The sequence below is a fragment of the Flavobacterium succinicans LMG 10402 genome (assembly GCF_000611675.1).
Taxonomy (GTDB): Bacteria; Bacteroidota; Bacteroidia; order Flavobacteriales; family Flavobacteriaceae; genus Flavobacterium; species Flavobacterium succinicans.
In genome coordinates this window covers 232,594-256,951 of sequence record NZ_JATV01000004.1, presented here as the reverse complement: position 1 = coordinate 256,951, position 24,358 = coordinate 232,594, and the positions used below count along the sequence as shown (strand labels likewise).

Genomic DNA, 24,358 nt, shown 5'->3' with positions numbered 1-24,358 from the left:
TCACCATAAAACGATGAGCCTTTTGTACTTTTCTTTAAGACCAGCTTTTTTCTAAAACTCGTTTAACATTTTTGAGATTTCGTCTAAACGTGGCGTCAGTATGATTTCGATTCGGCGGTTTTTGGCTTTTCCTTCGGCGGTGGCGTTACTCATTAAGGGAGCATATTCGCTACGACCTGCAGCCGTTAAATTTTGTTTGTTGACTTTTTTGTTTTCGCTCAAAATAGCTACAATAGCCGTGGCTCTTTTGGTAGACAAATCCCAGTTATCAGCAATGGGTCCAGCGCTTTTAAAACCATCGTCATCGGTATGTCCTTCGATTAGCACAGCAATATCTGGATTATCGCCTAAAACTTTGGCCACTTCTACTACGGCTTTTTTCCCTTCGGAACCTACGGCCCAACTACCTGAATTGAACAATAATTTGTTCTCCATAGAAACGTAAACTTTTCCGTTTTTTTGCTCAACGGTCAGGCCTTTGCCTTCAAAACTATTCAAGGCTTTGGACAAGGTTTCTTTTAAATTTTTCATGGCAGCTTCTTTGGCAGCAATCAAATCCTCGAGTTCTTGCAAACGCTGTGCATTTTTGCTTAAACGCTCTCTTTCGATGCCCAAGGCTTTGCTTTTGGCATCGAGTTCGGCTAGGAGATTTTGATTTTTTTTCATGTTGGCTTGCAAAGCTTCATTGCTATTTTTCTCGAGCGCGGCATAGGAATCTTGTAAGACTTTATATTTGTTTTGCGCAGCGGCATAATCTGCTTTTAATTTTTCTAGATCGGATTTGGTTTTGTTTAACTCAGAGGTTAATCCTTCTTTTTCGGATTCTAATTGTGTTTTTGCTTTTTGCAGTTCGCCGTTTTCATCGGTCAAATCGGCGTGTTCTTTTTGAAGATTGGCTAATTTATTTTCGAGTTCGTTGTAGATTTTTTTGGACACGCAAGAACTGGCTAAGAGTAGTAGTGTTAGTCCAAGGAAGATTTTTTTGATCATGGTATTTGTTTTAAACTATATGTTCGAATTGAAACTATTGTTTGTAAGAAGCCTAATGCCCTAATGCCCTGATGGGAGCGGCATCCTTACTGGGCGGGGTTCGCCCAGTAAGATATAGCGGACAGCAGGATTAGCTCCTGAAAATTATTCGATTTCGACCAAAATTGGGCAATGATCGGAGTGCATAGCATCTGGTAGAATAACGGCTCTTTTGAGTTTATGTTGTAAAGTGTCGCTGACTAAGTTGTAATCGATGCGCCAGCCTTTGTTATTGCCACGAGCGCCGGCTCTGTAACTCCACCACGAATACTGATGGGGCTCTTGATTGAAATGACGGAAACTATCCACAAAGCCCGAGTTGATAAATTGATCTAACCAGGCGCGCTCCTCTGGAAGGAAGCCCGAAACGTTTTTATTTCGAATGGGATCGTGAATGTCAATAGGTTTGTGGCAAATGTTGTAATCACCACATATAATAAGGTTGGGAATGTCTTTTTTTAAGGCATTAATGTACTCCTGAAAATCATCCATGTACTTGAATTTGTGATCCAAACGTTCGATATTCGTGCCAGAAGGCAAGTACAAACTCATCACGGAGCAATCATCAAAATCGACTCTGAGGTTGCGCCCTTCGAAATCCATATGCTCGATTCCGGTTCCGTAAGTCACCGCATTAGGTTTGATTTTGGACAAAATGGCTACACCTGAATAGCCTTTTTTGGTGGCCGAGAAATAGTATTGATAGGGATAGCCAGCTTTTTCGATGTCGGCTACGGGTATTTGATCCTCGGTGGCTTTTATTTCTTGAAGGCAAATAACATCGGGGTTGGCTTGCTGCAACCAATCTAAGAAGCCTTTGGTGATGGCAGCGCGAATTCCGTTAACGTTGTAAGAAATGATTTTCATGGTGTGTACTGCGTTAAAAGTTGATGACTATTGAAGCAAAACATAGGTTTTGACAATAATTTAATATAAAATTAAAACCAATATCTTGATTTTTTGAAGAATCCAAAAGTACTAAAAAAGTCGAAGTTTGTTTGACAAAAGCCAAATAAATTGGGCTTTTTTTCTATCTTTGCGGCTTGCTCAAAAACATAAAAATAAATGGGTTTAGTCACCGCAAAAGAAGTTGCAAAGGCAATAAAAACGGATAAATACGGAGTTTTTGGCACTTTCTCGGGATGGTTACTGATGAAAGTTTTGAAAATTTCGACCTTAAACAAAATATACAACAGGAACAAGCATCTTAGTGAGGTTGAATTCCTGAATGCCATATTGGATGAATTTGAAATCAAATTCGAAATTCCAAAAGAGGATTTTAAAAGATTGCCAAAAGATGGCGCTTATGTTACCATATCTAACCATCCTTTGGGCGGTATTGATGGGATATTGTTATTGAAATTAATGCTAGAAAAAGAGCCTAATTTTAAAATTATCGCTAATTTCTTGTTGCATCGTATTGATCCGATGAAACCATATATCATGCCGGTGAATCCTTTTGAAAATCACAAAGACGCCAAATCGAGTGTGGTGGGCATCAAGGAAACCTTGCGCCATTTGAAAGACGGAAAGCCTTTGGGAATTTTTCCAGCTGGTGAAGTTTCGACCTACAAAGATGGTAAATTAATGGTAGATAAACCCTGGGAAGAAGGCGCTATCAAAGTGATTCGAAAAGCACAAGTTCCCGTTGTACCGATTTATTTTCATGCTAAAAACAGTAATTTATTTTACTTTTTATCTAAAATTAGCGACACGTTGCGAACGGCAAAACTGCCTTCTGAATTGCTAACGCAAAAGAAAAGGGTTATCAAAGTACGTATTGGAAAACCTATTTCTGTAGCAGAGCAAAACGAGTACGAATCCATTGAAGAGTACTCGGAGTTTTTAAGAAAAAAAACCTACATGCTGGCCAATCCGTTTGAGAAAGACAACAACTTTCTCAACACGAACCCACTAAAGGCGAATAAAAGTCCAAAAAAAATCGTCACACCTGCCAGTAGTGAAAACATGATTGGTGAGGTTGAAAAACTACGCCAATTGGATTGCCGTTTGTTGCAAAGTAAAAACTATGAAGTGTTTTTTGCACAAGCCAAGGACATTCCGAATATTTTGCATGAAATAGGTCGTTTGCGTGAAATTACTTTTAGAGAAGTCGGAGAAGGTACTAATGAATCTATTGATTTAGACAAATACGACAAATATTATCGCCATCTTTTTCTATGGGATGACGAGACCCAAAAAATTGCTGGTGCCTACCGCATGGGATTAGGTTGCGAGATTTATCCTAAATATGGTATGGATGGTTTTTATTTGAATGGATTGTTCCGATTTGAACCTGAGTTGCATGAAATGCTACATAAGTCTATCGAAATGGGTAGGGCCTTTATTATTAAGGAGTACCAACAAAAACCCATGCCTTTGTTCTTGTTATGGCGAGGAATCATTCACACCACCTTACATTATCCGGAACACAAATATTTACTTGGTGGAGTAAGTATTAGCAACCAATTCTCAGATTTTTCAAAATCGTTGATGATTGAGTTTATGAAATCCCATTATTACGATCCTTACATCGCGCAATATGTACATCCGAAAAAGGAATTCAAAGTAAAATTGAAGGATGCGGATAAAGATTTTGTCTTTAATGAGACAGATGCCGATTTGAATAAATTTGATAAAATTATTGATGAACTAGAACCAGGCGTATTACGTTTGCCGGTATTAATTAAAAAATACATCAAGCAAAACGCTAGATTGGTTGCTTTTAACGTAGACCCGCTTTTCAACAACGCGATTGATGGGTTGATTTACATTCGAATAGAAGACATTCCAGAGAGCACGATGAAACCAGTGATGGAAGAATATCAAGCTGAATTGGAGCGTAAAATGCACGACAAAGAAGATTAAAAAAAACAGGCTGCCAGAATACTTGGCAGCCTGTTTTTTTTACAACAACAATCCTTTTAGTTTGGCTACTTTTACTAATTCTTCATCGGTACCCTCTTTAAGTTCCAATAATACTTTCATTTCCTCCATTCGGCGTTGAATAGCACTTGACGAAATGGGTAAATATTGCGAGATATCAGCACGTTTCGTTCCTTTTGACAACTGAAACAAAATGGTTTTATCAAATTGATCGATTTCAATACTCTCGTCTTGCATTTGAGCCAGCATCTCTAAAACGGATTGACTATAGTAAATTTCATTATTAATTATTTTGTCGAACGCAAAGAGTAATTCATCAAAAGTCAAATCATTTTTAATCACCAAACCATTCGGGTTAATGGTTTTAATAATGGTTTTTATTTTTAAAATCTCGGTGAACATGGTCAGTAGGATGATCTTACAATCAGGCATGTGTTCTCGGAGTAGTTTAGCCAAATCTTCGCCCGAAAAAATTCCTTTTTCTTCGTAAGCTGGCATGCTAATATCCAAAAAAGCAATGTCAAAAGTAGGAGATTCAGGATTTGTGATCACTTCATAACCTGATTGACAATCCTTAGCCTGATGAATTGAAAAACCATATTCCTCAGGTTTGTATCTAGTTATTGCATTTTTGTACCCCTGAATAATAAAGGGATGATCATCAACAATTAAAATATTTTTGGTAATTAAAGCGTAGGTTTCTTTCGATGGGGTTTTCATTAGTTTGTTAGGTTATGGGGTTATCTTCAATAGGGACTTCAACAGTTAATAGGGTGCCTTGACCGGGTTTAGTTTTGATCTCAAGTTTTCCATGGCATGCTTTGGTTCTAAATTCAATATTCTGTAAACCTATTCCTTTTTTAGCTTTTTTCAAATTGAATCCTTTACCATCATCAGCCACTACAAGCTTTATTCGTAAAGGGTTCTCTTCCTTTGAAAATTCTATGGTAATGACAGACGGAATGGCATACTTATTTGAATTCTGAAGCGCCTCTTGTACAATTCGATACAAGTTAATTTTAATCTCATTTGAAATATTAGCCCAATCAATATTTTTATCCAAACTAAACACCACTTTTGTTTTGAAAGCCTTTCGCTGCTGGTCAATAAGATTGGTCAGAATAACCACGAAGTTATTAATTAATTCGGAGTTTTCGCGGTTCATATCGTGTGAAATTTCACGGATATCTTGCTCAATTTGTTTTAATTCAGCCAAATACTTCAATCTGGTTTTTATTGCCAAAGCATCTTGTACAGTGTTTAAACTATCCAAATTCATTCGGACTCCAAACATTTTTCCCAAAACACCATCGTGCAACTCTCGAGCTACTCGTTGTTTTTCTTTGATCCGATTCTCCTCAATCGTCTTTTGCTGGGTAATCATCAAGTTGTAAATTTCGGCGTTGGCTAATTGTTGTTGTGCTTTAAAAACTAACAAGTTGTGCTTGTTCCTTTGATTCACAAATACAAATATAAAACCCCCCACGAGTATCAAAATACTAAAAACATAGAATAGATTTCGGTTTTGCACCACTAAATCCGTGTTCTCACTTTTAATTACATCCGTTTCATACTCAATTCTAGAGAATTTTTCGCCCATTTTTCGTTCGGCCTTTTGAAGACTATCATTAATATGGATGTACTCTTTGGAATAACGAGAAGCGTTTTGGGGCTCTACTACACCCATTTGTTTTAAAGCCACTAGCACATTTCTGAAATTCTTGTCTTTACGTGCCGACAACAAAGCTTCTCGAGCAAATTGTAAGGCTTTTGTACTGTCTTTGTGAAAACTGTAATATTCTGAGAGATGGATTTTGTTAGCTACAATACCTGAAGTTAATTTTAAACTATCTCTTAATTGTAGCGATTTTAAGAACAATTCAGGCAATTCTTTCTCTTGATTGAGTTTAAATCTTGAATACGCTAAATTATCCAACAACATGGCGTACAACGAAGGTTTGTCGTACTTTAAGTTTTCTTGTTTTAAGCCCTCTTGATAATATTGCGCGGCTTTTCTATATTTTTTTTGATTCTGATATACATAACCAATATTATTTAAAGAAGTAGCTTTAGATTGATAAATCGCGGGGATTTCATCTAAATCTGAATAAGACAATGCTTTATTATGAAATCCTATAGACTTATCATACTCCTCTAATTCATTATAAATTATGCCTAATAAATTATAAGATTCATATTCAATATCTTTTGAGTCAGTTCCACGAATTGCTCTTAAAGCTTTTATTACAGCCCTCTCACTACCTAGGAAATCATCTTCATTGAATTGCAGCAAAGCCTTATTTAGCAATACTTTTGATAAATTGCTGACTTCGTTTGTTTTTGAATATAGTTTTTCCGCTTTGTAATAAAAAACATATGAACTGTCAGAAACACCAATCGAACTATAATAATCCCCTATATATGAGTAAGACTTGGCTATATTCAAAGTATCTTTCTGATTTAAAGTCTGAACTAAAATCTTCTCAGTTACAATTTTGAAATTTTTCCAATCACCAATGTTATAAAAACGATTCGCAACTTTGAACATATTTACTATGGACAAGGAATCTACTTCTTGTTCCATTAATAACTCAAATGCTTGCTTACTGAAAAGTTGTTTTTGTTCTCTTGTGTACTTATCATCATTGGCTTTGTCTAAATACAGCATCAAGCTATCTATGGACAGTGCAACTCTTTTTGCCTTCACCGTTTCACTTCTTGAACAGTTCATCAATAAAAGAACACAGATGACAATTAATAAATATCTAGCAATCAATAGTTTTTGTTTTTACCAAAAATAGGAAAAGTTATTACAAAAAAAAAGGGACAATCAAATTTGATGTCCCTTAGGTATATTTAAAGAAAAAAATTAATCTACTTTTTTATTTCTACCTGCAGATTGAGAGCCACTGATATCTACTTTTTTATTCATTCCTGCAGATTGAGAACCACTAATATCAACCTTTTTATTTCTTCCCGCTGATTGAGAACCACTTATTTCTAATAAATTGATCTCTTTTCCAACAGAACTTTTTGCTTCAGTAGAAGTAAATGATGTTAATCCCATTACTAATGTAAATAAACCGATAGTTAAGATTGCTTTTTTCATAATTTGGTGCTTTATGTTTTTGATTAGATTTTACTTTTCCCCCGATCTGTTCGGAATTGTTTTGTAAATCTAAGTAGGTAACAGGATTTTTTCCTACACATAAACACGCTTTTTGGTAGAACATAGGCATTCATGAGTGAAGAGTAGTCAAATTAGAGCAAATAGACTGATTATCAAAACTCTATATAATTTTGATCAGAAAAACCAGAAATAATTAAGTCAACATTCGTTTTGTATGTTTTGGAAAAAGGAATTTTTATGGAGGAATTCCTGATAAAACATTGAGAATTTCCCATTTGAATTCGGGAGATCCAATGGCTATTAACGATAAAACTATTGTGGATTCGAACGAATGGAAAAACCAACATGGATTCAAAATGTTTAAGGGTCTTAAAGGCTGTAATTTTTTCTCCTGATTTCAAATAAATATCGGTCGAGTTATTGTCGGCTTCAAAATGCGTAATCTCGTCTGCAACAAGGTACCGATAATCGCCATAGGATTTAATACAAATTGTTAACGGTTTGGGTATTGCTTGAGTTTCTAATTGAACCCTTGCCCTAGCATCCGCATTACTTTCATGACGTGTTTCGGTTTGAGGCAAAAGAAATGGTTCTTTTTTTCGCAACTTATGCAATGTCTTTAATAGCTGTACGGAGGATACTGGTTTTAAAAAATAATCAAAAACACCATAATCAATGGCCTCGAATGCGTACTCTTTTTGGGTAGTTGTAATAATTATTGCTGGCAGAATGGCTAAAAAACGGTGCAATTCACTAATCAAAAATAAGGATAACTTGCTTTTTTCATCACCAGGAGCAATCTCTAAAAAAACAAGATCAGGCCCTTTTTCAAGTATCAACTGTACTCCTTGTTCAAGCGTAAAAGTCATACCTAAGAATTCTAGTTCCGAAAAACTTTGTGCGGTAGCCTTGGTATCCAAAGCACTTTCTTGAGAATCGTCAATAATAATATAGGTAAAACTCATTCAACAACGCTTATATTCAGTTTAGAAATCGGTTGTCTAAATTCTAAATCTTTTTTTGGTGGATATTTTAATAGTGCGTAAAAATACCATTTTAAACAAAAAACACAATTTAGACCTTTAAAATTACTGTATCATTATGTCTTTATTTGAGTTTGTTAAAACAAAGCCTTGAAATGTTAATAGAAATAGACGAAATGCATAAAAATCCGATGAAGTACACAAAAATCAGTCTTAAAAACTGAATCAAGCCGAAAGAACATTGAGAAAAAAAATAAGCCTAAGATTTTGTTTACATTTTTTTCTTACATTTGAAACAACTAAAATCTATTTTAACTATGAAAAAAATTCTACTAGCATTGGCTTTCGGATACTTTCTATCTGGAACTGCTCAAGAAAACGAATCAATTTCTTCGAAAAAAAATGAAATGAAAATAAATGCTGCTTTATTAGTGGCGGGAGCCTTAGAGGTAAGCTATGAACGGATAATTAATGAAGAATCAGCCTTTGGTGCTTCTTTGTTGTTAGCTATAGATGACGATATTGATACAAAAGTGATCTTTACACCCTACTATCGTTACTATTTTGGAAAAAAGCCTGCTGCAGGTTTTTTTGCTGAAGGTTTTGGTATGCTAAACAATTATGAAAGCTACAAATACAACACCATAGGAAACGAATCTAGAACAACCACTCGTACCGATTTCGCTTTAGGATTTGGACTCGGTGCCAAATGGATTACCAAAAAAGGATTTATCTTCGAGATAAACGGTGGCGTTGGACGTAATCTTTTCAATAGCTCGGACACTGATTATGAGATAGTTGGTCGAGGCGGCATCACTTTTGGCTACCGATTCAACTAAATACAAAAAAAGCTTCTCGATTTGAGAAGCTTTCTTTATATAATAGCTATGTGATTACATTTTCATCAACCAATTTTTCATCGATACTTCATTTTCGATGATGGCTTTTAAGTCGGCAATAGCTACACGGTCTTGTTTCATCGTATCTCTATGACGAATGGTCACCGTTTGGTCTTCTGCGGTTTGATGGTCTACTGTTATACAGAAAGGTGTTCCCAAGGCATCTTGTCTTCTATAACGTCTTCCTACTGCATCTTTCTCATCATAAGAAACATTGAAATCCCAACGTAAATCTTCAATGATTTGTTTAGCAATTTCTGGTAAACCGTCTTTTTTTACTAAAGGTAAAATAGCTGCTTTTGTAGGAGCTAAAACTGATGGTAATTTTAATACTGTTCTTGTTGAACCGTCTTCTAAGGTTTCTTCTTTTAAAGAAGTAGCAAAAACCGCCAAGAACATTCTGTCCAAACCAACTGAAGTTTCTACCACATACGGCACGTAATTTTGATTCAATTCGGCATCAAAATATTGTAATTTTCTACCTGAATATTCTTCGTGCGCTTTCAAATCGAAATCGGTTCTTGAGTGAATTCCTTCTAATTCTTTGAAACCAAAAGGGAATTCAAACTCGATATCGGCAGCAGCATTGGCGTAATGCGCTAATTTTTCATGGTCATGAAAACGGTATCTTTCTGCCCCTAAACCAAGTGATAAATGCCATTTCAAACGCGTAGCTTTCCAGTGTTCGTACCATTGCATTTCTTCTCCTGGACGCACAAAAAATTGCATTTCCATTTGTTCGAATTCACGCATACGGAAGATGAATTGTCTCGCAACGATTTCGTTTCTGAAAGCTTTTCCTGTTTGTGCAATTCCAAAAGGAACTTTCATTCGCCCAGATTTTTGAACATTCAAGAAATTCACAAAAATTCCTTGAGCCGTTTCTGGACGCAAATATAAATCCATTGCCGTATCAGCAGAAGCACCTAATTTGGTACCAAACATCAAGTTGAATTGACGCACTTCGGTCCAATTACGTGAACCTGATTCTGGACACGCAATTTCTAATTCTTCGATTAAGGCTTTTACATCTTCTAAATCACCATTACCCAAAGAACGTCCCATTCTTTCTAGAATTTCTCTTTCTTTGGCTAAATATTCTACTACTCTTGGATTGGTCGTAATAAATTCTTGCTCGTTGAAAGCCTCTCCAAAACGAACTTTTGCCTTTTCGATTTCTTTCTTTGCCTTAACATTTAGTTTTTCGGCATAATCTTCAATCAAAACATCGGCACGGTATCTTCTTTTAGAGTCTTTGTTGTCAATCAATGGGTCATTAAAAGCATCAACGTGGCCTGAAGCCTTCCAAGTGGTTGGATGCATCAAAATGGCAGCGTCGAGACCTACAATGTTCTCGTTCATTTGTACCATCGATTTCCACCAATATTCGCGTATGTTCTTTTTTAATTCTACACCGTTTTGTGCATAATCATATACTGCACTCAAACCATCGTATATTTCGCTTGACGGAAAAATAAAGCCGTACTCTTTTGCGTGCGAAACTACATTCTTAAATAAATCTTCTTGTTTTGCCATAGTACTGCAAAAATATAAAAAGTGATTTAAAAAAAAGAAAAAAGAGCAAGATTGCATTGCGGATTTACTTATTTTTAACAATAAAACCCTGATTAGATGATTAAAAACCTTATCGACTTGTTTTTTCCTCCAGTTTGCAGCGGATGTCATGCGTTATTATTGAGTAACGAAAAAACAATTTGTACCCAATGCAGACATGAACTTCCACAAACCAATCATCATTTACTCCCCGAAAACGAAGCCTACAAAAAATTTTATGGCAGAATTCCCCTAGAACATGCCTCTGCTTTTTTGTACTTTCATAAAAAAGGAATGGTTCAGGAATTGATTCATAATTTGAAATACCGTGGGCAACAAGAAATAGGAACTCAACTGGGGCATTGGTATGCGGAAGACTTAAAAAATTGTGAGCCTTTAAAAAATGTAGCTGCAATAATTCCTGTTCCGTTACATACCAAAAGATGGCGCAAAAGGGGCTACAATCAAGTCGATACTTTTGCAGAAGCTTTATCAATGGTGTTAAACATTCCGATAAGAAGAGATATTTTGTTTAAAAAACTTCATGTAAAAACCCAATCCAAGAAAAATTTAATGGGGAGAATCTATGGTGATCAAAAAGTTTTCGAAGTAAATTTTAGCCCTGAGGATCACCAAAAGCATTATTTAATACTAGATGATGTTTTAACCACTGGCGCCACACTAGAAGCTTGTTCTAGAGCACTTTTGGAAATTCCAAACACCAAAATTAGTATTGTTTGTATAGCTATGGCACATTCCTAAAATTATCTTTTTAAAGAAATTAAAATCTAAAAGTGAGTATATTACATTTATACCTTCAAAAAATAAGGATTCCAAAAACATAATAGGAATTATAACAAAATTGTTTTTTAAAGTATAAAGTTAATTGCATAAATTTGGATAAATTTTTATAATCAATTAAATCACATATCATGGCATTTGAATTACCACAATTACCTTATGCATACGATGCATTAGAACCACATATTGATGCAAGAACAATGGAAATTCACCATTCTAAACATCATAATGCTTATACTACCAACCTAAATGCAGCTATTGCAGGTACAGATATGGAAGGCAAAACCATCGAAAATATTTTAATCAATTTAGACCTAAGCAACGCTGCCGTTCGTAATAATGGTGGAGGTTTTTATAACCACAATTTGTTTTGGACTGTAATGTCTCCAAATGGAGGCGGACAACCAACAGGCGAATTGCTTGATGCTATCGAGGCTTCTTTCGGAACATTTGAAGAATTCAAAGCTAAGTTTGCTAAAGCTGGAGCTACACAATTTGGGTCAGGATGGGCTTGGTTGTGTGTTCAAAAAGGCGGAAAATTAGACGTTTGTGGTACACCAAACCAAGACAATCCATTAATGCCAGGTGTAGGTTGCGGCGGAACTCCAATTTTAGGAATGGACGTTTGGGAACACGCTTACTACTTGCACTATCAAAACAGAAGACCAGATTATATCGAAGCTTTTTTCAATGTAATCAACTGGACTGAAGTAACTAGACGTTACGTTTTAGAAAAATAAAATGTTTTTACTATAAATTAAAGGCTGCCTAAAATTAGTTTAGACAGCCTTTTTTATTTTTGAATCGATAGTTTAAAACCATCCTTTCTTGCCCACTTGGTAGGTTTGATAAAATTCTTCATCAGATTTGGTCAAATAGATAATACCTTCTATAAAGCCAATTATACCTCCAATTCCACAGGTAACTACACCAATTACTAATTGAACAATTCCTTCTTGCGTGTAGCCTAAAACAAACTTGTGAATCCCAAGATACCCGAAAAGAATTGCCAATACACCGGCAATAATTTTTTTGTTTTCTGGTTGTGCTTTAGGATAAGGGGTGTTCCATGCTTCGTGTTTCGTTTCTTCCATGATGGTTTATTTTGGTTATGACTTAGTTAGTGGTAAATCTATAAAAAAAGTTACATATTTTTATTAACCAATAGATTATCATTTACCATAAAGTGCCTTTATTTTATCCACAATCACTTGAGCCAATCTCTCATGACTCTCGAAAGTCCAGCCAGCAATATGTGGAGAAAGCAAAACTTTTGGACTTTTTAGTAAATAATCAAAAGCTTCTGGCGTGTTTTTATCTTGGAATAAAGTTTCAAAAGACAATTTCTCATACTCCAAAACATCCAATCCTGCACCCAAAATTTTTCCAGATTCTAAGGCTTGAACCAAATCGGCAGTAACTACATTTTTGCCTCTTGAGGTGTTAATTAACCAAAAAGAGTTGGAAAATGAAGCGATAAAATCAGCATTCACCATTTTGTCCGTTTCGGGTGTCCAAGGAATATGTAGGCTCAGCACATCGGCTTTTTGTTGTAATTCTTCTAGTGTAACTTGTTTGGCGTTGGCATCACCTACATTAGGCAAAATATCGTAACAAAGCACTTCAACATCAAACCCTCGCAGTTTTTTGGCAAAAGCTTTTCCCATATTTCCGTAGCCAATAATCCCAACGATCTTTCCGTCTAGTTCATGACCGCGGTTACTTTCTCTATTCCATTGTCCTTTTCTAATTTCAGCATCGGCTTGATTGAGTTTGTTAAAAAGCGACAAAATCATTCCTAAAGAATGCTCTGCTACCGCATTTCGATTACCTTCAGGAGCGGCTATGAGTGCAATATTTTTAGACAAAGCATATTCGCAATCTATGCTTTCGAGACCAGCACCCACTCGGGCAATAAACCGTAAATTAGTAGCTTTGTCGATGAAATTTTTATCGATTTTGAATCGGCTACGAATCACGATGCCATGATAGTCTTTAATTTTATCTTCAACGGCTTCTTTAGAAGAAGTAAAGTCGGCTTCGTTGTGAAAACCCGCTTGCTGCAATTGTTCCCACAACAAAGGATTGTTGCTATCTATATGAAGGATTTTGATGTCCATAAATTTTAATTTTTTAGCTTTCAAAGTAACGAAAAAAAAATACGGTTTATGTTTTCTTTAAAACAGTTCCCTCAAAAAAAGCTTAAATTTGCAAAAAACACATTTTTCGGATTTCAACTTTAAAAAAACACCTTTTTTACTCTGTATAAAAAAGTTACTTTTACACCTATATCTTGTTAAAAGAAGGCTATACTAGAAATTCGTTTCAATAATTACTATTTATGAAATTAACAAAAACATTTAAAGCATTTTTCAAAACTGAGAAAGCTGGAGGTTTATTACTTCTTTTTGTGACAATCCTCTCGCTTCTTCTAGCTAACTCGAGTATACAAACCGATTATATCGCTTTTTGGAAAACGCCTTTGGGACATCATAGCATTACCGATTGGATCAACGACGGTTTGATGGCTATTTTCTTTTTAATGATTGGATTAGAATTGGAGCGCGAAATCTATGATGGCGAATTATCCGATATTAAAAATGCTGCTTTACCTATTTTTGGAGCTTTGGGAGGGATGCTAGTGCCTGCTGGAATTTTCTTAGCGTTAAATTTTGGAACGATTACCCAAAACGGAGCGGGTATTCCTATGGCTACTGATATTGCTTTTGCTATTGGAATTTTATCCCTACTGGGGAATCGGGTGCCTGCTTCTTTAAAAATATTTTTAACGGCATTGGCTGTTATTGACGATTTAGGAGCCATTATCGTCATCGCTGTGTTTTATACTGATTCGATTGCCTTTCTAAATTTATTTTATGCCTTTGCCGTTTGGGGCTTCTTGTTTATTTTAAATAGAAAAAAGGTCCATAATTTAATTCCGTATTTGCTTGGTGGCGTGGCCATGTGGTATTTTATGTTGAATTCAGGAATTCATGCTACGATTACAGGTGTTATTTTGGCCTTTGTGATTCCGTTTGGGGATGGTGGACCGCAGACTTCTTCCTACCGTTTACAACATTTTTTACACAATCCCGTGGCGTTTGTTATCCTACCTTTATTTGCCATTGCCAATACTGGAATCCCAATTGAAGGCGATTGGCACGAGGGCTTGTCGCATGCTAACTCTTTGGGCATTATAGCTGGTTTAGTCATCGGAAAACCATTAGGGATTTGGTTGTTTTCGTTTTTGGCGGTGTCGTTGGGTTTTTGTGCTTTGCCCAAAGAATTGCGTTGGAAAGATATTGTTGGAGCTGGAATGCTTGGCGGGATTGGATTTACAATGTCCATTTTTATCACCTTGTTGGCCTTTAAAAATGACGGGGAGGAAATCATCAATTATTCTAAAATTGCGATTCTAATTGCTTCATTTTTGGCAGGAACCCTTGGTTTTATATGGCTCAAAATCAATTTGAAAGAGAAGAAGACTAAAAAGAAAAAAGCGGTGTAATCTGTTTTTAGCCACGAATTACACCAATCAACACAAATTGCAATCCGTTTTAATGACACTAATTCAAAAAAATGGATTAGCCTTGTTGAAATCTGAAATCTCTTTTCGTAATGATATCGCGTGAGGGCAATGTCATTAAGCTAAGGATTAAATGATAAAATGATTGCTGATTTTTGATTAACGATTTTTGATTGCTGATGTATAAGATGCTTAAAATCATATAATTTTACTCACTTGCTCTAAAATCTAAAATCAAGAATCGTTAATCTTCAATCTAAAATCTCTTAACTTAATGACATTGTACGTGAGGGATAGAAGCTAGCTACCGAAGTAGCGCGGATAGCCCGACAGCCTAAAGGAAAGGGGCCGACTCACGAGTAGCATGAGTTGGCCCCTTTGCTTTAGGGTGGCACGCCCAAATAATTTATCCTTTGATTTGTTTTAAGGACGTTTTGATGCCTCGAATGAGTGAAGAACTGAAACCGTGCATTTCCATTTCGTTGAGTCCTGCGATAGTGCAGCCTTGTGGTGTAGTTACGCGGTCGATTAATTGTTCGGGATGGCCTTTTTCTTCTAGGAGCATTTCGGCGGCACCTTTTACGGTTTGAGCAGAAATGGCCAAGGCGGTTTGCCAATCGAATCCAATCTCAATACCCGCTTGCATAGACGCGCGGATGTAACGTAGGGCAAAAGCTGTTCCGCTGGCGGCCAAAACGGTGGCGGCATCCATTAGTTTTTCATCGATAATTGGCGCGGTTCCTAAGTCCTGAAACAATTGCACTACCGGTTGAGCGGTTTCTTTGTTTTTTTCGTTGAAGGCGATACAAGTCGCTGAAGCTCCGAATTGGGCAGCGATATTGGGCATAATTCGGATGGCGCTGTGAGAAGCCCCTATTTTGTTTTGTAAATTTTCGATAGATAAACCACTAACGGCTGAAGCAATGGTTTTGTTCGTAATTACTGGAAGGATTTCAGTCAAAACTGTATCTACTTGATAAGGTTTGATGGTCAAGATAATTAAATCGGCTTCTTGAATAGCTAAGGTATTGTCTGTTGCAACGGTGATTCCGAGTTCTTGCAAATATAAAATACTAGCCGTGTTGCGTCGTGTGATGGTGATTTGATGTCCTTGTGAAAACTTGGCTAAACCTAAGGCAATAGAAACGCCAAGGTTTCCTCCTCCGATGATGTGTACTTTCATGGTTTGGTTTTTTCCTCCCCCCAGCCCCCTCCAAAAGAGGGGGAGCCGATATGGGAATGTGTTATTTTTATTACTTATTAAAATCCTAAAACCAATTTGGCTATAGAAAAATAAATCAAAATTCCGCAAATGTCGTTACTAGTGGTAATAAATGGCCCAGTTGCTAATGCCGGGTCGATACCAAATTTGTCTAATAGCAACGGGATAAAAGTACCAATTAATGAGGCAATAATTATCACGGAAACCAATGCAATTGTTACAATTACGCCAATAATTACCTCTACATTCAGCAGAAAATGGCTTCCTAAAAACAAGATGCTGGCTAAGATTAATCCGTTCAAAAGGCTTAGTGAAATTTCTTTGACCAAACGATTGAACAGCGAACCACTTAAGGTATTATTTGCCAAACCTTGAACGATTATTGCTGAGGATTGTACCCCAACATTTCCAGCCATCGCAGCGATTAAGGGAGTGAAAAAGAATAATTTTCCGTGTTCGAGCATGGCGCCTTCAAACAAACCAAGCACGCGAACGGTGATAAATCCACCTAATAGCGCTAAAACCAACCAAGGCAAACGTGCTTTGGTCAATTCCATAATACTATCATCGGCCTCTACGTCTTGAGAGATACCCGCTGCTAACTGGTAATCTTTGTCGGCTTCGTCCTTGATTACGTCTACGATATCATCGATGGTAATTCTACCCACTAAACGACCTAATTCATCCACGACAGGAATGGCTTCTAAGTCATATTTTTGCATGATACGTGCTACCTCAACATCTTCGGTATCTACGTTGACAAAATTTAATTTTCTTATGTACACATCGCTGATTGCGGTTCGTGTAGAAGTGGTTAATAAGTCTTTGAGCGATAAACGTCCTTTTAGTCTTCCGTCATCATCTACTACATAAATGGAGTGCACGCGTGATATATTTTCGGCTTGAATTCGCATTTCTTTGACACAAGTGAGTACGTTCCAGTTTTCGTTGACTTTCACTAACTCTTTGTGCATGATTCCCCCAGCAGTATCTTCGTCATAGCGCAGCAATTCGACAATGTCTTTGGCGTGCTCAACGTCTTGCAATTCTGAGATTACTTCGGCTTTGATGTCTTGCGATAATTCGGCAATAATGTCGGCCGCATCATTGGTTTCTAATTCATCAAGCTCTTCAGCGATTTCTTTTGGGGAAAGACGGCTCAAGATGTTTTCTCTCAAATCGTCTTCTAGTTCTAGAAGGATTTCGGCTGTTTTTTCGCTATCTAAAACCTTGAAAATATAGGTTGCCTCGTCAAAGTCGAGTTCGTCTAAAACCTCTGCAATATCAGCATGGTGCATGTCATTCAATAACAATTCCAACTGAACGTCGTTCTTGTTTTGAATGAGTTGCTCTAACTCTAGTATGAGTTCTTTGCTGATTTTAAACTCCATCGGCTTCTATTTTTCGTGTTAATGCTATAAATTCTTCTACGCTCAATTGCTCCGGACGAATATCAAAAATTGGGTCTTCTCTTAAAGCATCGGACAAATTTAAGGTTTTTAAACTGTTGCGCAAGGTTTTTCGGCGCTGCTGAAAGGCAGTTTTCACTACGGTAAACAAAAGTTTTTCGCTACAAGGCAAGGTGTAATTTTCTTTACGACGCATACGCATCACACCCGATTTTACTTTTGGCGGCGGATTGAATACGTGTTCGTCAACCGTAAACAAATATTCGGTATCGTAAAATGCTTGTGCCAAAACCGAAAGTATGCCGTAAGTTTTACTTCCTTTTTTCTCGCAAATGCGTTCGGCAACTTCTTTTTGAAACATACCTGAAAACTCTGGAATTTGGTCTCTAAACTCCAAAGTTCTGAATACAATTTGCGTTGAAATATTATAGGGAAAATTACCAATGATAGCAAATTGTTTCCCTTCGAAAACGGAATTGATATTATATTTTAAGAAATCTTCTGAAATAATTTTATCCTTTAATTTTGGATAATTGGCATCCAAATAAGTCACCGATTCCGTATCGATTTCTATAACATAGGTATCGATGGGTATTTCTAGCAAATATTTGGTCAACACTCCCATTCCTGGACCAATTTCTAAGACTTCGTTGTAGCCTTCTAAACTCAAGGTGTCGGCAATGGCTTTGGCAATGCTTTCGTCTTTTAGAAAGTGTTGTCCGAGATGTTTTTTGGCTTTTACTTTTTCCATGAAATTTTATAGTGTTTAGAATTTGATATTGAAGTGTTTCAAATCGGTTATTTTTTTTTGTTTATTTCTAGCAGTTGCTGAATATCTAATAAATCCTTTGGTCTATTTGCTTTTATTTTGCTTGTTATCAAATCTTCGAGAGAGAGTACATTCCACTTTAAAAACGAATTAGAATTAACCGTTACCTCTTCACTACTTTCAAAAGCTTCGTCAAAAGTTTTATTTACGGAAAACTTGGTAATTAGTTCTAAATCTAAATCCAGAGGAGAAAATTTAATCGATATATTTTGTTTTTCTTTTTTAACATTTTCGGGAAAATCCTCAATTTCATATCCCATTTCATTAAAAACAGCGACTAACTTTTTGAAATTAAGTTCTGTGGTTTCAATCCAAAAATCTACATCAGATGAATGGCGTTGATACCCATGAAAGTTTACAGCTCCACCCCCAACCATCAGCATACGAACTTTATATTTATTCGCCGTTGCAATAAACTGATTAATATTTTCTTCCCATTTATGAGACATGCTCCTTTTTATTTAAAATAAAATTTGTGCTTTTCTTTACCTTTTTTTTAATTGGAAATTCCTGCATTTTCTCCATTAAACGCAAAAAACTATAAAAGCGTTCGCATTTAGATAATTTCAAAAAATCATCTATTTGTTTTTTATTGCTTTCTTCTTTGGTTTGAAAAAAAAGTTCCATAACTACTGATTATTTTAGAGTAATTAGCCTAATTAAATCTTTATGCTAACATTTTTTATTATCGGATTCAAATCGCAAACTAGTTGATTTAATGCTCCGAAATCACTTGTAATTCTGTTCTGAAAGCTAGCATTTTGTCTCCAAATAATTTTAAGCCTTCTTCTCTTAAAGCTGGAGCGTCTTCATCATAATACTTTTGAAGGGTCGCCTTACTGTCTGTCGTGTATTGCACCGAATAGGTAAGTCCACCCATTTCTTCTTCGACCAAAACGCGAACTAATCTAGCATTAATGAATTTACCCGTTGCTAGTACTTCTGGAATGTGCTTATGCTGCATCCAAATCATCCATTTGTCGTGTACACTTTCGTGAATATTGATGGTAACGTTGTATATAATCATCTTTTGTTGTTTAAACGGTTAATTGCTTAATCGTTGATTTGTTTAATCGGTTAACCGAATCAACGATTACACTCTTTTACAAATTCGTATCGCCTCTTAATTGTCTGAATTTTTTCCTTGCCTCAACAAAGTAAATACTGTCTTGATGGTTAAAAATCATTTTTTCATAAAGTGGTTTTGCTTTTTCGGGGTCATTTAAGTATTTCACATACAGTTCCGCTGCAAAAAACAAGGCTTCATCGATGTAAATGCCATCACTATGTTGGGCAATTATCACCTGATATTGTTGCAATGCCTGAGAATAATTGCCTATCGTCTCATACAATTTACCTAATCGTAAAAGAGTCACCGCTTCAATCTCTTGTCCTTTGAATTGCTGTAGCATCTTTTGGAAATGAGCAATAGCCTCCTCGTTGCGTTTTTGATACATCAAATAGTCGCCTTTGGCAAATTGCTTTAAAGCCGTTTGGGTAGAATCGACAACGGTATTGTCATTGATTAATAAAAAATATTCCAAAGCATCATTGGCAATCAATTGTGTATTGGCAGATTTTAATTCTTTAAATTGCTTCAAAGCCCAATCAAAATCGGTTTTAAAATAACTCGTTTTGGCTGCTTTTAAACTGGCTTCATGTGCCATTACATCGTTCTTCAAATCCAATTCAATTTGGGAATAATACAACAAGGCTTGGTTGTATTTTTCTTCATATAACAAGATATCGGCCAACTCCATTTTGGCATCGGCAATTTGATAATCGTTTAACGGTAGTGCCAATGCTTTAGTAATAATTGCTTTTGCTTCTTCTGGTTTTTTTAAACTAAAAGCCGTAAAATGTGCTTGAATTAATTGCAATTTCAGCGTAAACAGATTGATTTCAAATTGCTGCAATAAGGATTTAAGTTGCGTATCAATGGCGATAAAATCAGCAGGTTTTGCTTTGGCCAATTTCATTTCTATTAAGTACGTATTGGCTTGTATGAGTGTTTCCAAATCCTTGGTGTTTTCTAAAACAAAGCCTAAGATTTCTGCTGCCGCTTCGGTTTGGTCTTCTTCAATTGCCATTTGTCCCAAGCTTACAATTTCAGCCAAGGATTCTGGATTACGTTTGTAAATGGCTTTTTCTTGAATGAATGCTTTGCCAAACTCTTTTTGTTGAACATAAAACCAACTCAAATACTGATTCCAGAAGATATCTTGGTCTTTTTGAGTGCGTAAAATCAACGCCTTTTTTAAAGAATCAGAAAATGAGGTATCGTTCTCGTCTGACATATAACGAGACAATTGATGCTGAATTAAACTCGAATTCTGAGGATTGATGAAGGCTTCGTCTAAAAAAGTGGTAATCATTAAATCGGTTTTACCCAATTGCCCATAAAGCAAGGCCATTTGATAATTGAAATTAAAAGTGGGCTCCAATTCGACCGCAATTTGATAGGCTTTTACGGCGTATTCTAAAATCACTTTTTTCTCAAAAGCATTGGATACACCATACACTTCGTTGGGATTTTTACGAATACTTTCAAGCGCTTGTTCGTAATAACTTTTGGCTTTGGCTTCGTTTTTTTGCAACTGCCAATTGTAGCCCATTTCGACTAATAAAAAAGCTTGTTTGTATTTAGAATAACGCGTTTGTATGGTTTTTTCGGCCAAATCATATTGTTGCAATTGTTGATAGCAATCAATTGTTCTGAGAAAATATTGAGAGTTTTGAGGGATACTTTTGAGCAATTCTTCGTACCCTAATTTGGCTTTTTCAAAATCTCCTTTTTCATAAAAATATTGAGCCAATTGTTCGTTTTGCGAAAAACAAATCCATGAAAAAAACAGCGTGATATGTAGAAAGAGTTTTTTCATGGGTTGCGAATTTATTTAACCATATAAGGTATTTAAGGGCATATAAGAATTACATTGCTATTCAAAATTTAAGCTTTTGCCTTAAAAAGTTGAATCATATTTTTTTTTAATGCCTGAAAAATTATTTTAATCATTAAAACTTAAATGACCTTAAATGCCTTATATGGTAATTTATTTTAGTCAATGATATCAAAACCACAATACGGACGTAATACTTCTGGGATTACGATTCCTTCTGGAGTTTGGTAGTTTTCTAAAATTCCAGCCAAAACTCTAGGCAAAGCCAAAGAACTTCCGTTCAAGGTATGCGCCAATTGATTTTTGCCGTCTTTGTCTTTGAAACGTAATTTCAAACGGTTGGCTTGGAAGGTTTCAAAATTAGATACAGATGAAATTTCTAACCAACGGTCTTGCGCAGTTGAAAACACTTCAAAATCATACGTCAACGCCGAAGTGAATCCCATATCGCCTCCACACAAACGCAAAATTCGGTACGGTAATTTTAGTTCCTGCAAAATATCTTTGACATGTTCTACCATACCATCCAAAGCTTCGTATGACTTTTCTGGATGTTCGATACGAACAATTTCTACTTTATCAAATTGGTGCAAACGGTTTAATCCGCGTACATGTGCTCCATAAGAACCTGCTTCACGACGGAAACAAGGAGTGTAAGCGGTACATAAAATTGGCAATTCATTTTCACTTACAATAACATCTCTAAATAAATTGGTCACGGGAACCTCAGCCGTTGGAATCAAATACAAATCATCAACAGTAGCGTGGTACATTTGCCCTTCTTTGTCTGGCAATTGACCCGTTCCGTAGCCTGAAGCTTCGTTTACTAAATGTGGCACCTGCATTTCCTTGTAACCTGCAGCTGTGTTTTTATCTAAAAAATAATTGATTAAAGCACGTTGTAAGCGAGCTCCTTTTCCTTTGTAAACAGGGAATCCCGCACCCGTGATTTTTACACCCAATTCAAAATCAATGATATCGTATTTTTTTACCAATTCCCAATGTGGCAAAGCGCCTTCGTGCAACGCAGGAATGTCACCTTCTTGAAAAACGTTTAGGTTGTCGTCTGCCGATTTTCCGTTCGGTACAATATCCGCTGGAAGGTTAGGTAAGGTATATAATTTTTGAGTCAATTCTTCGGCCAAAGCATCTGCTTTTTCTGCCAATTCCTTGCTTTTTTCTTTTAAAGAAACTGTTTTTTCTTTAAGAATAGCGGCTTTTGCTTTCTCACCACTTTTCATCAAATCCCCAATATCTTTGGACAATTTATTAGATTCAGATAAAGTGTTGTCTAAAGCCACTTGAGTAGCGCGACGTTGTTCGTCTAGTTGTACCACTTCGTTTACAATACTGTTAGCGTCAAGGTTTCTTTTGGCTAAAGCGTTGATTACTTTTTCTTGATTCTCTCTAATAAATGCGATTTGTAACATAGTTTTGTTTTTAACTCTTATATTTAAGGCTATTTGCGCCCACAAATTTAAGGAAATGTTTGATAAGATTGGTACAAAGTTTCTTTTGGAAAAGATATTTCACTAATATTCACGAAAGAGTAACAGAGAGCCACGAAGTTTTCTCTAATTTATAGAAAGTTCTCCGTGTTCCTTCGTGTTTTTCTTGGCCTTTTTTTGAGAAATATTAGTTATTCTCTTTTAATCTCATGCCCTACAAATTCTTCCAAAGTGGCAAACATTTCGTCTACCGTAAGCACTTCAAAATCGGGATGTAATTTTAAAAAATTGGCATTCAAAGTCACTAAATTTTCCTCTATTTCAAAAAAAGTATCGCTATTGAGTGCGTCACGTACAGGATTTACACCCTCTAGTTTCCCTTTCAAAAACTTATTGAGTTTCACGCTACTCATCAGTTTTACTTTTTTGGATTGTTGCTGAAAGAATTCCAAATGCTTTTCGGCACCAATCAAAGCCAAACCTTCTTCTATCAGCTCGTTCAACTCTGCATTCCAACCCGAATGATGCACAAATTGCGCAAAATTACCCGTTACATATTGTGTGTAATAATAATCCAAGTAATAGCTCGTCAAAGCATCTTCATGAATCAACTCATCCTCAACGCCTTCTTCTCGCATTAAATTAATGACCGAAATGTTCGAATGAATAACATCTTGAAGTTGCTCACTATTGAACGCTGTTTCCGAAACTATAATTCTACCAAATTCCATAAGCTTTTGTTTTTTGAAGATTTCAGGCAAATTTCGGGTAAATTAATGGACCATGGAAATGTTTTTTTTGACCATCAGAGCAAACGCATGAGTTTTAAAAAAAGTAATCAGACACAGATTCCACAGATTTGGAGGTCGAAATAATTGCAAGTAATGTTCGGTTATAGTTATAACGAATCCAAAAAAAAATCAATGAACGAAAATTAGTGCTCATTTGTGGAATTCGTTTTGAAAATTAACTCATGTGTTTGCCCTATTCCATCCATAAATTATAGCAACTACAAACTTCCTAGACCCTGCTTGAAATAGACCACTTTTAAAAATCTCAATACTTGGGCGTTACCACAAGGGTCGGGCTTTACGCTACAATCTTTTTGAGGCAGAAAAAGCCTCAAAAAGGATTTTCACTGCAAACCCTAACGCAACATCCGGTAATGAATAGCTTCAGCCTTAAAACAAAAGAACGAATCTATAAATCATTAGATTCGTCCGTATGCTTTTGCGCATTCATTTTGGCCACCAAAGCTTTCAGTCTCTTGGCTCGTAACTCTTTCTCTTCTCGCTCTTTTGCCTTCTTCCGATTGAGTAATTTGGTATGCAACGCCTTGTTTTTGGTGTTTTTTTCAGGTCCCTTAGCCATAACCCTAAGTGTTTGTGAATCTAATTTTTCTTCATTGGAGGTAAATCAAATGCTTTCGATTCGCCTTCAAAAGTATTGCGGTGGGAACCGTCACAAAAAGGTTTATTCGAAGACAAGCCACATCGGCATAAACCTAAAGCAGTTCTTCCTTCTAGTCCGTAGACATTTCCGTCTTGATCTACTATTTCAAAATCGCCTTCAATTTTTATAGATCCGTTTTTGTTGATGGTTAGTTTCGTCTTGCTCATAATTTGTTTTGTTTTGGCTTCAAAGGTCATAAAATTTAAATTGATATTTCGGTTTTCAAATCTTCTTTTTTATAGAAGTACGGACAAGTCGTGACTTGTCCCTGTGTCCCTATCATAAAAAAT

The 24,358-nt window shown here is 36.1% G+C and carries 25 protein-coding genes; 5 read left to right on the top strand and 20 right to left on the bottom strand.

All coding sequences use genetic code 11. From position 1 onward, the window contains the following. Window positions 1-51: 51 nt before the first annotated feature. A complete protein-coding gene (locus AO58_RS0105065; RefSeq protein ID WP_024980664.1) occupies window positions 52-990 on the bottom strand; it encodes an OmpA/MotB family protein in 939 nt (312 codons plus the stop codon). A 144-nt stretch (window positions 991-1,134) separates the two neighbouring features. Next, entirely contained in the window at window positions 1,135-1,896 is a 762-nt protein-coding gene (locus tag AO58_RS0105060; protein WP_024980663.1) for an exodeoxyribonuclease III, read from the bottom strand. A gap of 198 nt (window positions 1,897-2,094) precedes the next feature. Here AO58_RS0105060 and AO58_RS0105055 point away from each other — a divergent pair, with 198 nt between their 5' ends. After that, the gene (locus AO58_RS0105055) at window positions 2,095-3,897 is read left to right on the top strand and encodes a GNAT family N-acyltransferase (RefSeq protein ID WP_024980662.1); all 1,803 of its coding nucleotides are present in this window, start codon (window positions 2,095-2,097) and stop codon (window positions 3,895-3,897) included. Window positions 3,898-3,936: 39 nt separating this feature from the next. Here AO58_RS0105055 and AO58_RS0105050 read toward each other — a convergent pair whose 3' ends face one another. The 4 genes from AO58_RS0105050 to AO58_RS0105035 all read right to left on the bottom strand — a co-directional run bounded on the left by AO58_RS0105050 (window position 3,937) and on the right by AO58_RS0105035 (window position 8,010). Beyond that, complete coding sequence (locus tag AO58_RS0105050; protein WP_024980661.1) at window positions 3,937-4,635, bottom strand: response regulator; 699 nt, start codon at window positions 4,633-4,635, stop codon at window positions 3,937-3,939. 7 nt (window positions 4,636-4,642) lie between these two features. Continuing rightward, a complete protein-coding gene (locus AO58_RS16950) occupies window positions 4,643-6,691 on the bottom strand; it encodes a tetratricopeptide repeat-containing sensor histidine kinase (protein ID WP_244530669.1) in 2,049 nt (682 codons plus the stop codon). A gap of 93 nt (window positions 6,692-6,784) precedes the next feature. Beyond that, complete coding sequence (locus AO58_RS0105040; protein WP_024980660.1) at window positions 6,785-7,024, bottom strand: hypothetical protein; 240 nt, start codon at window positions 7,022-7,024, stop codon at window positions 6,785-6,787. Window positions 7,025-7,197: 173 nt separating this feature from the next. Further along, window positions 7,198-8,010, bottom strand: coding sequence for a LytR/AlgR family response regulator transcription factor (locus tag AO58_RS0105035; protein WP_024980659.1), 813 nt, complete (start codon window positions 8,008-8,010; stop codon window positions 7,198-7,200). A 335-nt stretch (window positions 8,011-8,345) separates the two neighbouring features. Between AO58_RS0105035 and AO58_RS0105030 the strand changes: the two genes are divergently transcribed. Further along, complete coding sequence (locus tag AO58_RS0105030; protein WP_024980658.1) at window positions 8,346-8,867, top strand: DUF3575 domain-containing protein; 522 nt, start codon at window positions 8,346-8,348, stop codon at window positions 8,865-8,867. 54 nt (window positions 8,868-8,921) lie between these two features. Here the strand turns inward: AO58_RS0105030 and AO58_RS0105025 are convergent, their stop codons facing one another. Continuing rightward, complete coding sequence (locus AO58_RS0105025) at window positions 8,922-10,463, bottom strand: glycine--tRNA ligase (RefSeq protein ID WP_024980657.1); 1,542 nt, start codon at window positions 10,461-10,463, stop codon at window positions 8,922-8,924. Between the two features lie 96 nt (window positions 10,464-10,559). Between AO58_RS0105025 and AO58_RS0105020 the strand changes: the two genes are divergently transcribed. Together AO58_RS0105020 and AO58_RS0105015 are read left to right on the top strand one after the other, a co-directional pair. Continuing rightward, window positions 10,560-11,243 (top strand): ComF family protein, encoded by a 684-nt coding sequence (locus AO58_RS0105020; protein ID WP_024980656.1) that lies wholly within the window; start codon window positions 10,560-10,562, stop codon window positions 11,241-11,243. 170 nt (window positions 11,244-11,413) lie between these two features. Further along, complete coding sequence (locus AO58_RS0105015; protein ID WP_024980655.1) at window positions 11,414-12,022, top strand: superoxide dismutase; 609 nt, start codon at window positions 11,414-11,416, stop codon at window positions 12,020-12,022. Window positions 12,023-12,094: 72 nt separating this feature from the next. Here the strand turns inward: AO58_RS0105015 and AO58_RS0105010 are convergent, their stop codons facing one another. Together AO58_RS0105010 and AO58_RS0105005 are read right to left on the bottom strand one after the other, a co-directional pair. Then, window positions 12,095-12,376, bottom strand: coding sequence for a TM2 domain-containing protein (locus tag AO58_RS0105010; RefSeq protein WP_024980654.1), 282 nt, complete (start codon window positions 12,374-12,376; stop codon window positions 12,095-12,097). A gap of 78 nt (window positions 12,377-12,454) precedes the next feature. Then, a complete protein-coding gene (locus AO58_RS0105005) occupies window positions 12,455-13,402 on the bottom strand; it encodes a 2-hydroxyacid dehydrogenase (protein ID WP_024980653.1) in 948 nt (315 codons plus the stop codon). Window positions 13,403-13,623: 221 nt separating this feature from the next. On the opposite strand from AO58_RS0105005, the gene nhaA reads away from it, so the two are divergent. Beyond that, window positions 13,624-14,790, top strand: a complete 1,167-nt coding sequence (gene nhaA, locus AO58_RS0105000) for a Na+/H+ antiporter NhaA (protein ID WP_024980652.1) — start codon at window positions 13,624-13,626, stop codon at window positions 14,788-14,790. 424 nt (window positions 14,791-15,214) lie between these two features. Here nhaA and proC read toward each other — a convergent pair whose 3' ends face one another. The 11 genes from proC to AO58_RS0104945 all read right to left on the bottom strand — a co-directional run bounded on the left by proC (window position 15,215) and on the right by AO58_RS0104945 (window position 24,235). Then, entirely contained in the window at window positions 15,215-15,991 is a 777-nt protein-coding gene (proC, locus tag AO58_RS0104995; protein WP_024980651.1) for a pyrroline-5-carboxylate reductase, read from the bottom strand. A gap of 77 nt (window positions 15,992-16,068) precedes the next feature. After that, window positions 16,069-17,421 (bottom strand): magnesium transporter, encoded by a 1,353-nt coding sequence (gene mgtE / locus AO58_RS0104990; RefSeq protein WP_024980650.1) that lies wholly within the window; start codon window positions 17,419-17,421, stop codon window positions 16,069-16,071. Beyond that, complete coding sequence (gene rsmA, locus AO58_RS0104985; RefSeq protein WP_024980649.1) at window positions 17,411-18,190, bottom strand: 16S rRNA (adenine(1518)-N(6)/adenine(1519)-N(6))-dimethyltransferase RsmA; 780 nt, start codon at window positions 18,188-18,190, stop codon at window positions 17,411-17,413. Before rsmA ends, mgtE begins: the two co-directional genes overlap by 11 nt. 47 nt (window positions 18,191-18,237) lie before the next feature. Next, window positions 18,238-18,717 (bottom strand): nucleotidyl transferase AbiEii/AbiGii toxin family protein, encoded by a 480-nt coding sequence (locus AO58_RS0104980; protein WP_024980648.1) that lies wholly within the window; start codon window positions 18,715-18,717, stop codon window positions 18,238-18,240. Further along, the gene (locus tag AO58_RS0104975; protein WP_024980647.1) at window positions 18,707-18,895 is read right to left on the bottom strand and encodes a hypothetical protein; all 189 of its coding nucleotides are present in this window, start codon (window positions 18,893-18,895) and stop codon (window positions 18,707-18,709) included. The genes AO58_RS0104980 and AO58_RS0104975 overlap by 11 nt, the downstream gene beginning before the upstream one ends. Before the next feature lie 88 nt (window positions 18,896-18,983). After that, the gene (locus AO58_RS0104970; protein ID WP_024980646.1) at window positions 18,984-19,295 is read right to left on the bottom strand and encodes a DUF4286 family protein; all 312 of its coding nucleotides are present in this window, start codon (window positions 19,293-19,295) and stop codon (window positions 18,984-18,986) included. Between the two features lie 76 nt (window positions 19,296-19,371). Next, window positions 19,372-21,150 carry a tetratricopeptide repeat protein gene (locus AO58_RS0104965; protein ID WP_024980645.1) on the bottom strand — a complete coding sequence of 593 codons (1,779 nt, stop codon included), beginning with the start codon at window positions 21,148-21,150 and terminating at the stop codon, window positions 19,372-19,374. A gap of 176 nt (window positions 21,151-21,326) precedes the next feature. Beyond that, window positions 21,327-22,598, bottom strand: coding sequence for a serine--tRNA ligase (gene serS, locus AO58_RS0104960; RefSeq protein ID WP_024980644.1), 1,272 nt, complete (start codon window positions 22,596-22,598; stop codon window positions 21,327-21,329). A 209-nt stretch (window positions 22,599-22,807) separates the two neighbouring features. After that, window positions 22,808-23,347: a DMP19 family protein gene (locus AO58_RS0104955; protein ID WP_024980643.1), complete on the bottom strand. Its 540-nt coding sequence runs from the start codon at window positions 23,345-23,347 to the stop codon at window positions 22,808-22,810. 469 nt (window positions 23,348-23,816) lie between these two features. Continuing rightward, the gene (locus AO58_RS18135) at window positions 23,817-23,987 is read right to left on the bottom strand and encodes a hypothetical protein (RefSeq protein ID WP_169733396.1); all 171 of its coding nucleotides are present in this window, start codon (window positions 23,985-23,987) and stop codon (window positions 23,817-23,819) included. Between the two features lie 20 nt (window positions 23,988-24,007). After that, window positions 24,008-24,235 carry a CDGSH iron-sulfur domain-containing protein gene (locus AO58_RS0104945; protein WP_024980642.1) on the bottom strand — a complete coding sequence of 76 codons (228 nt, stop codon included), beginning with the start codon at window positions 24,233-24,235 and terminating at the stop codon, window positions 24,008-24,010. Between the last annotated feature and the right edge of the window lie 123 nt (window positions 24,236-24,358).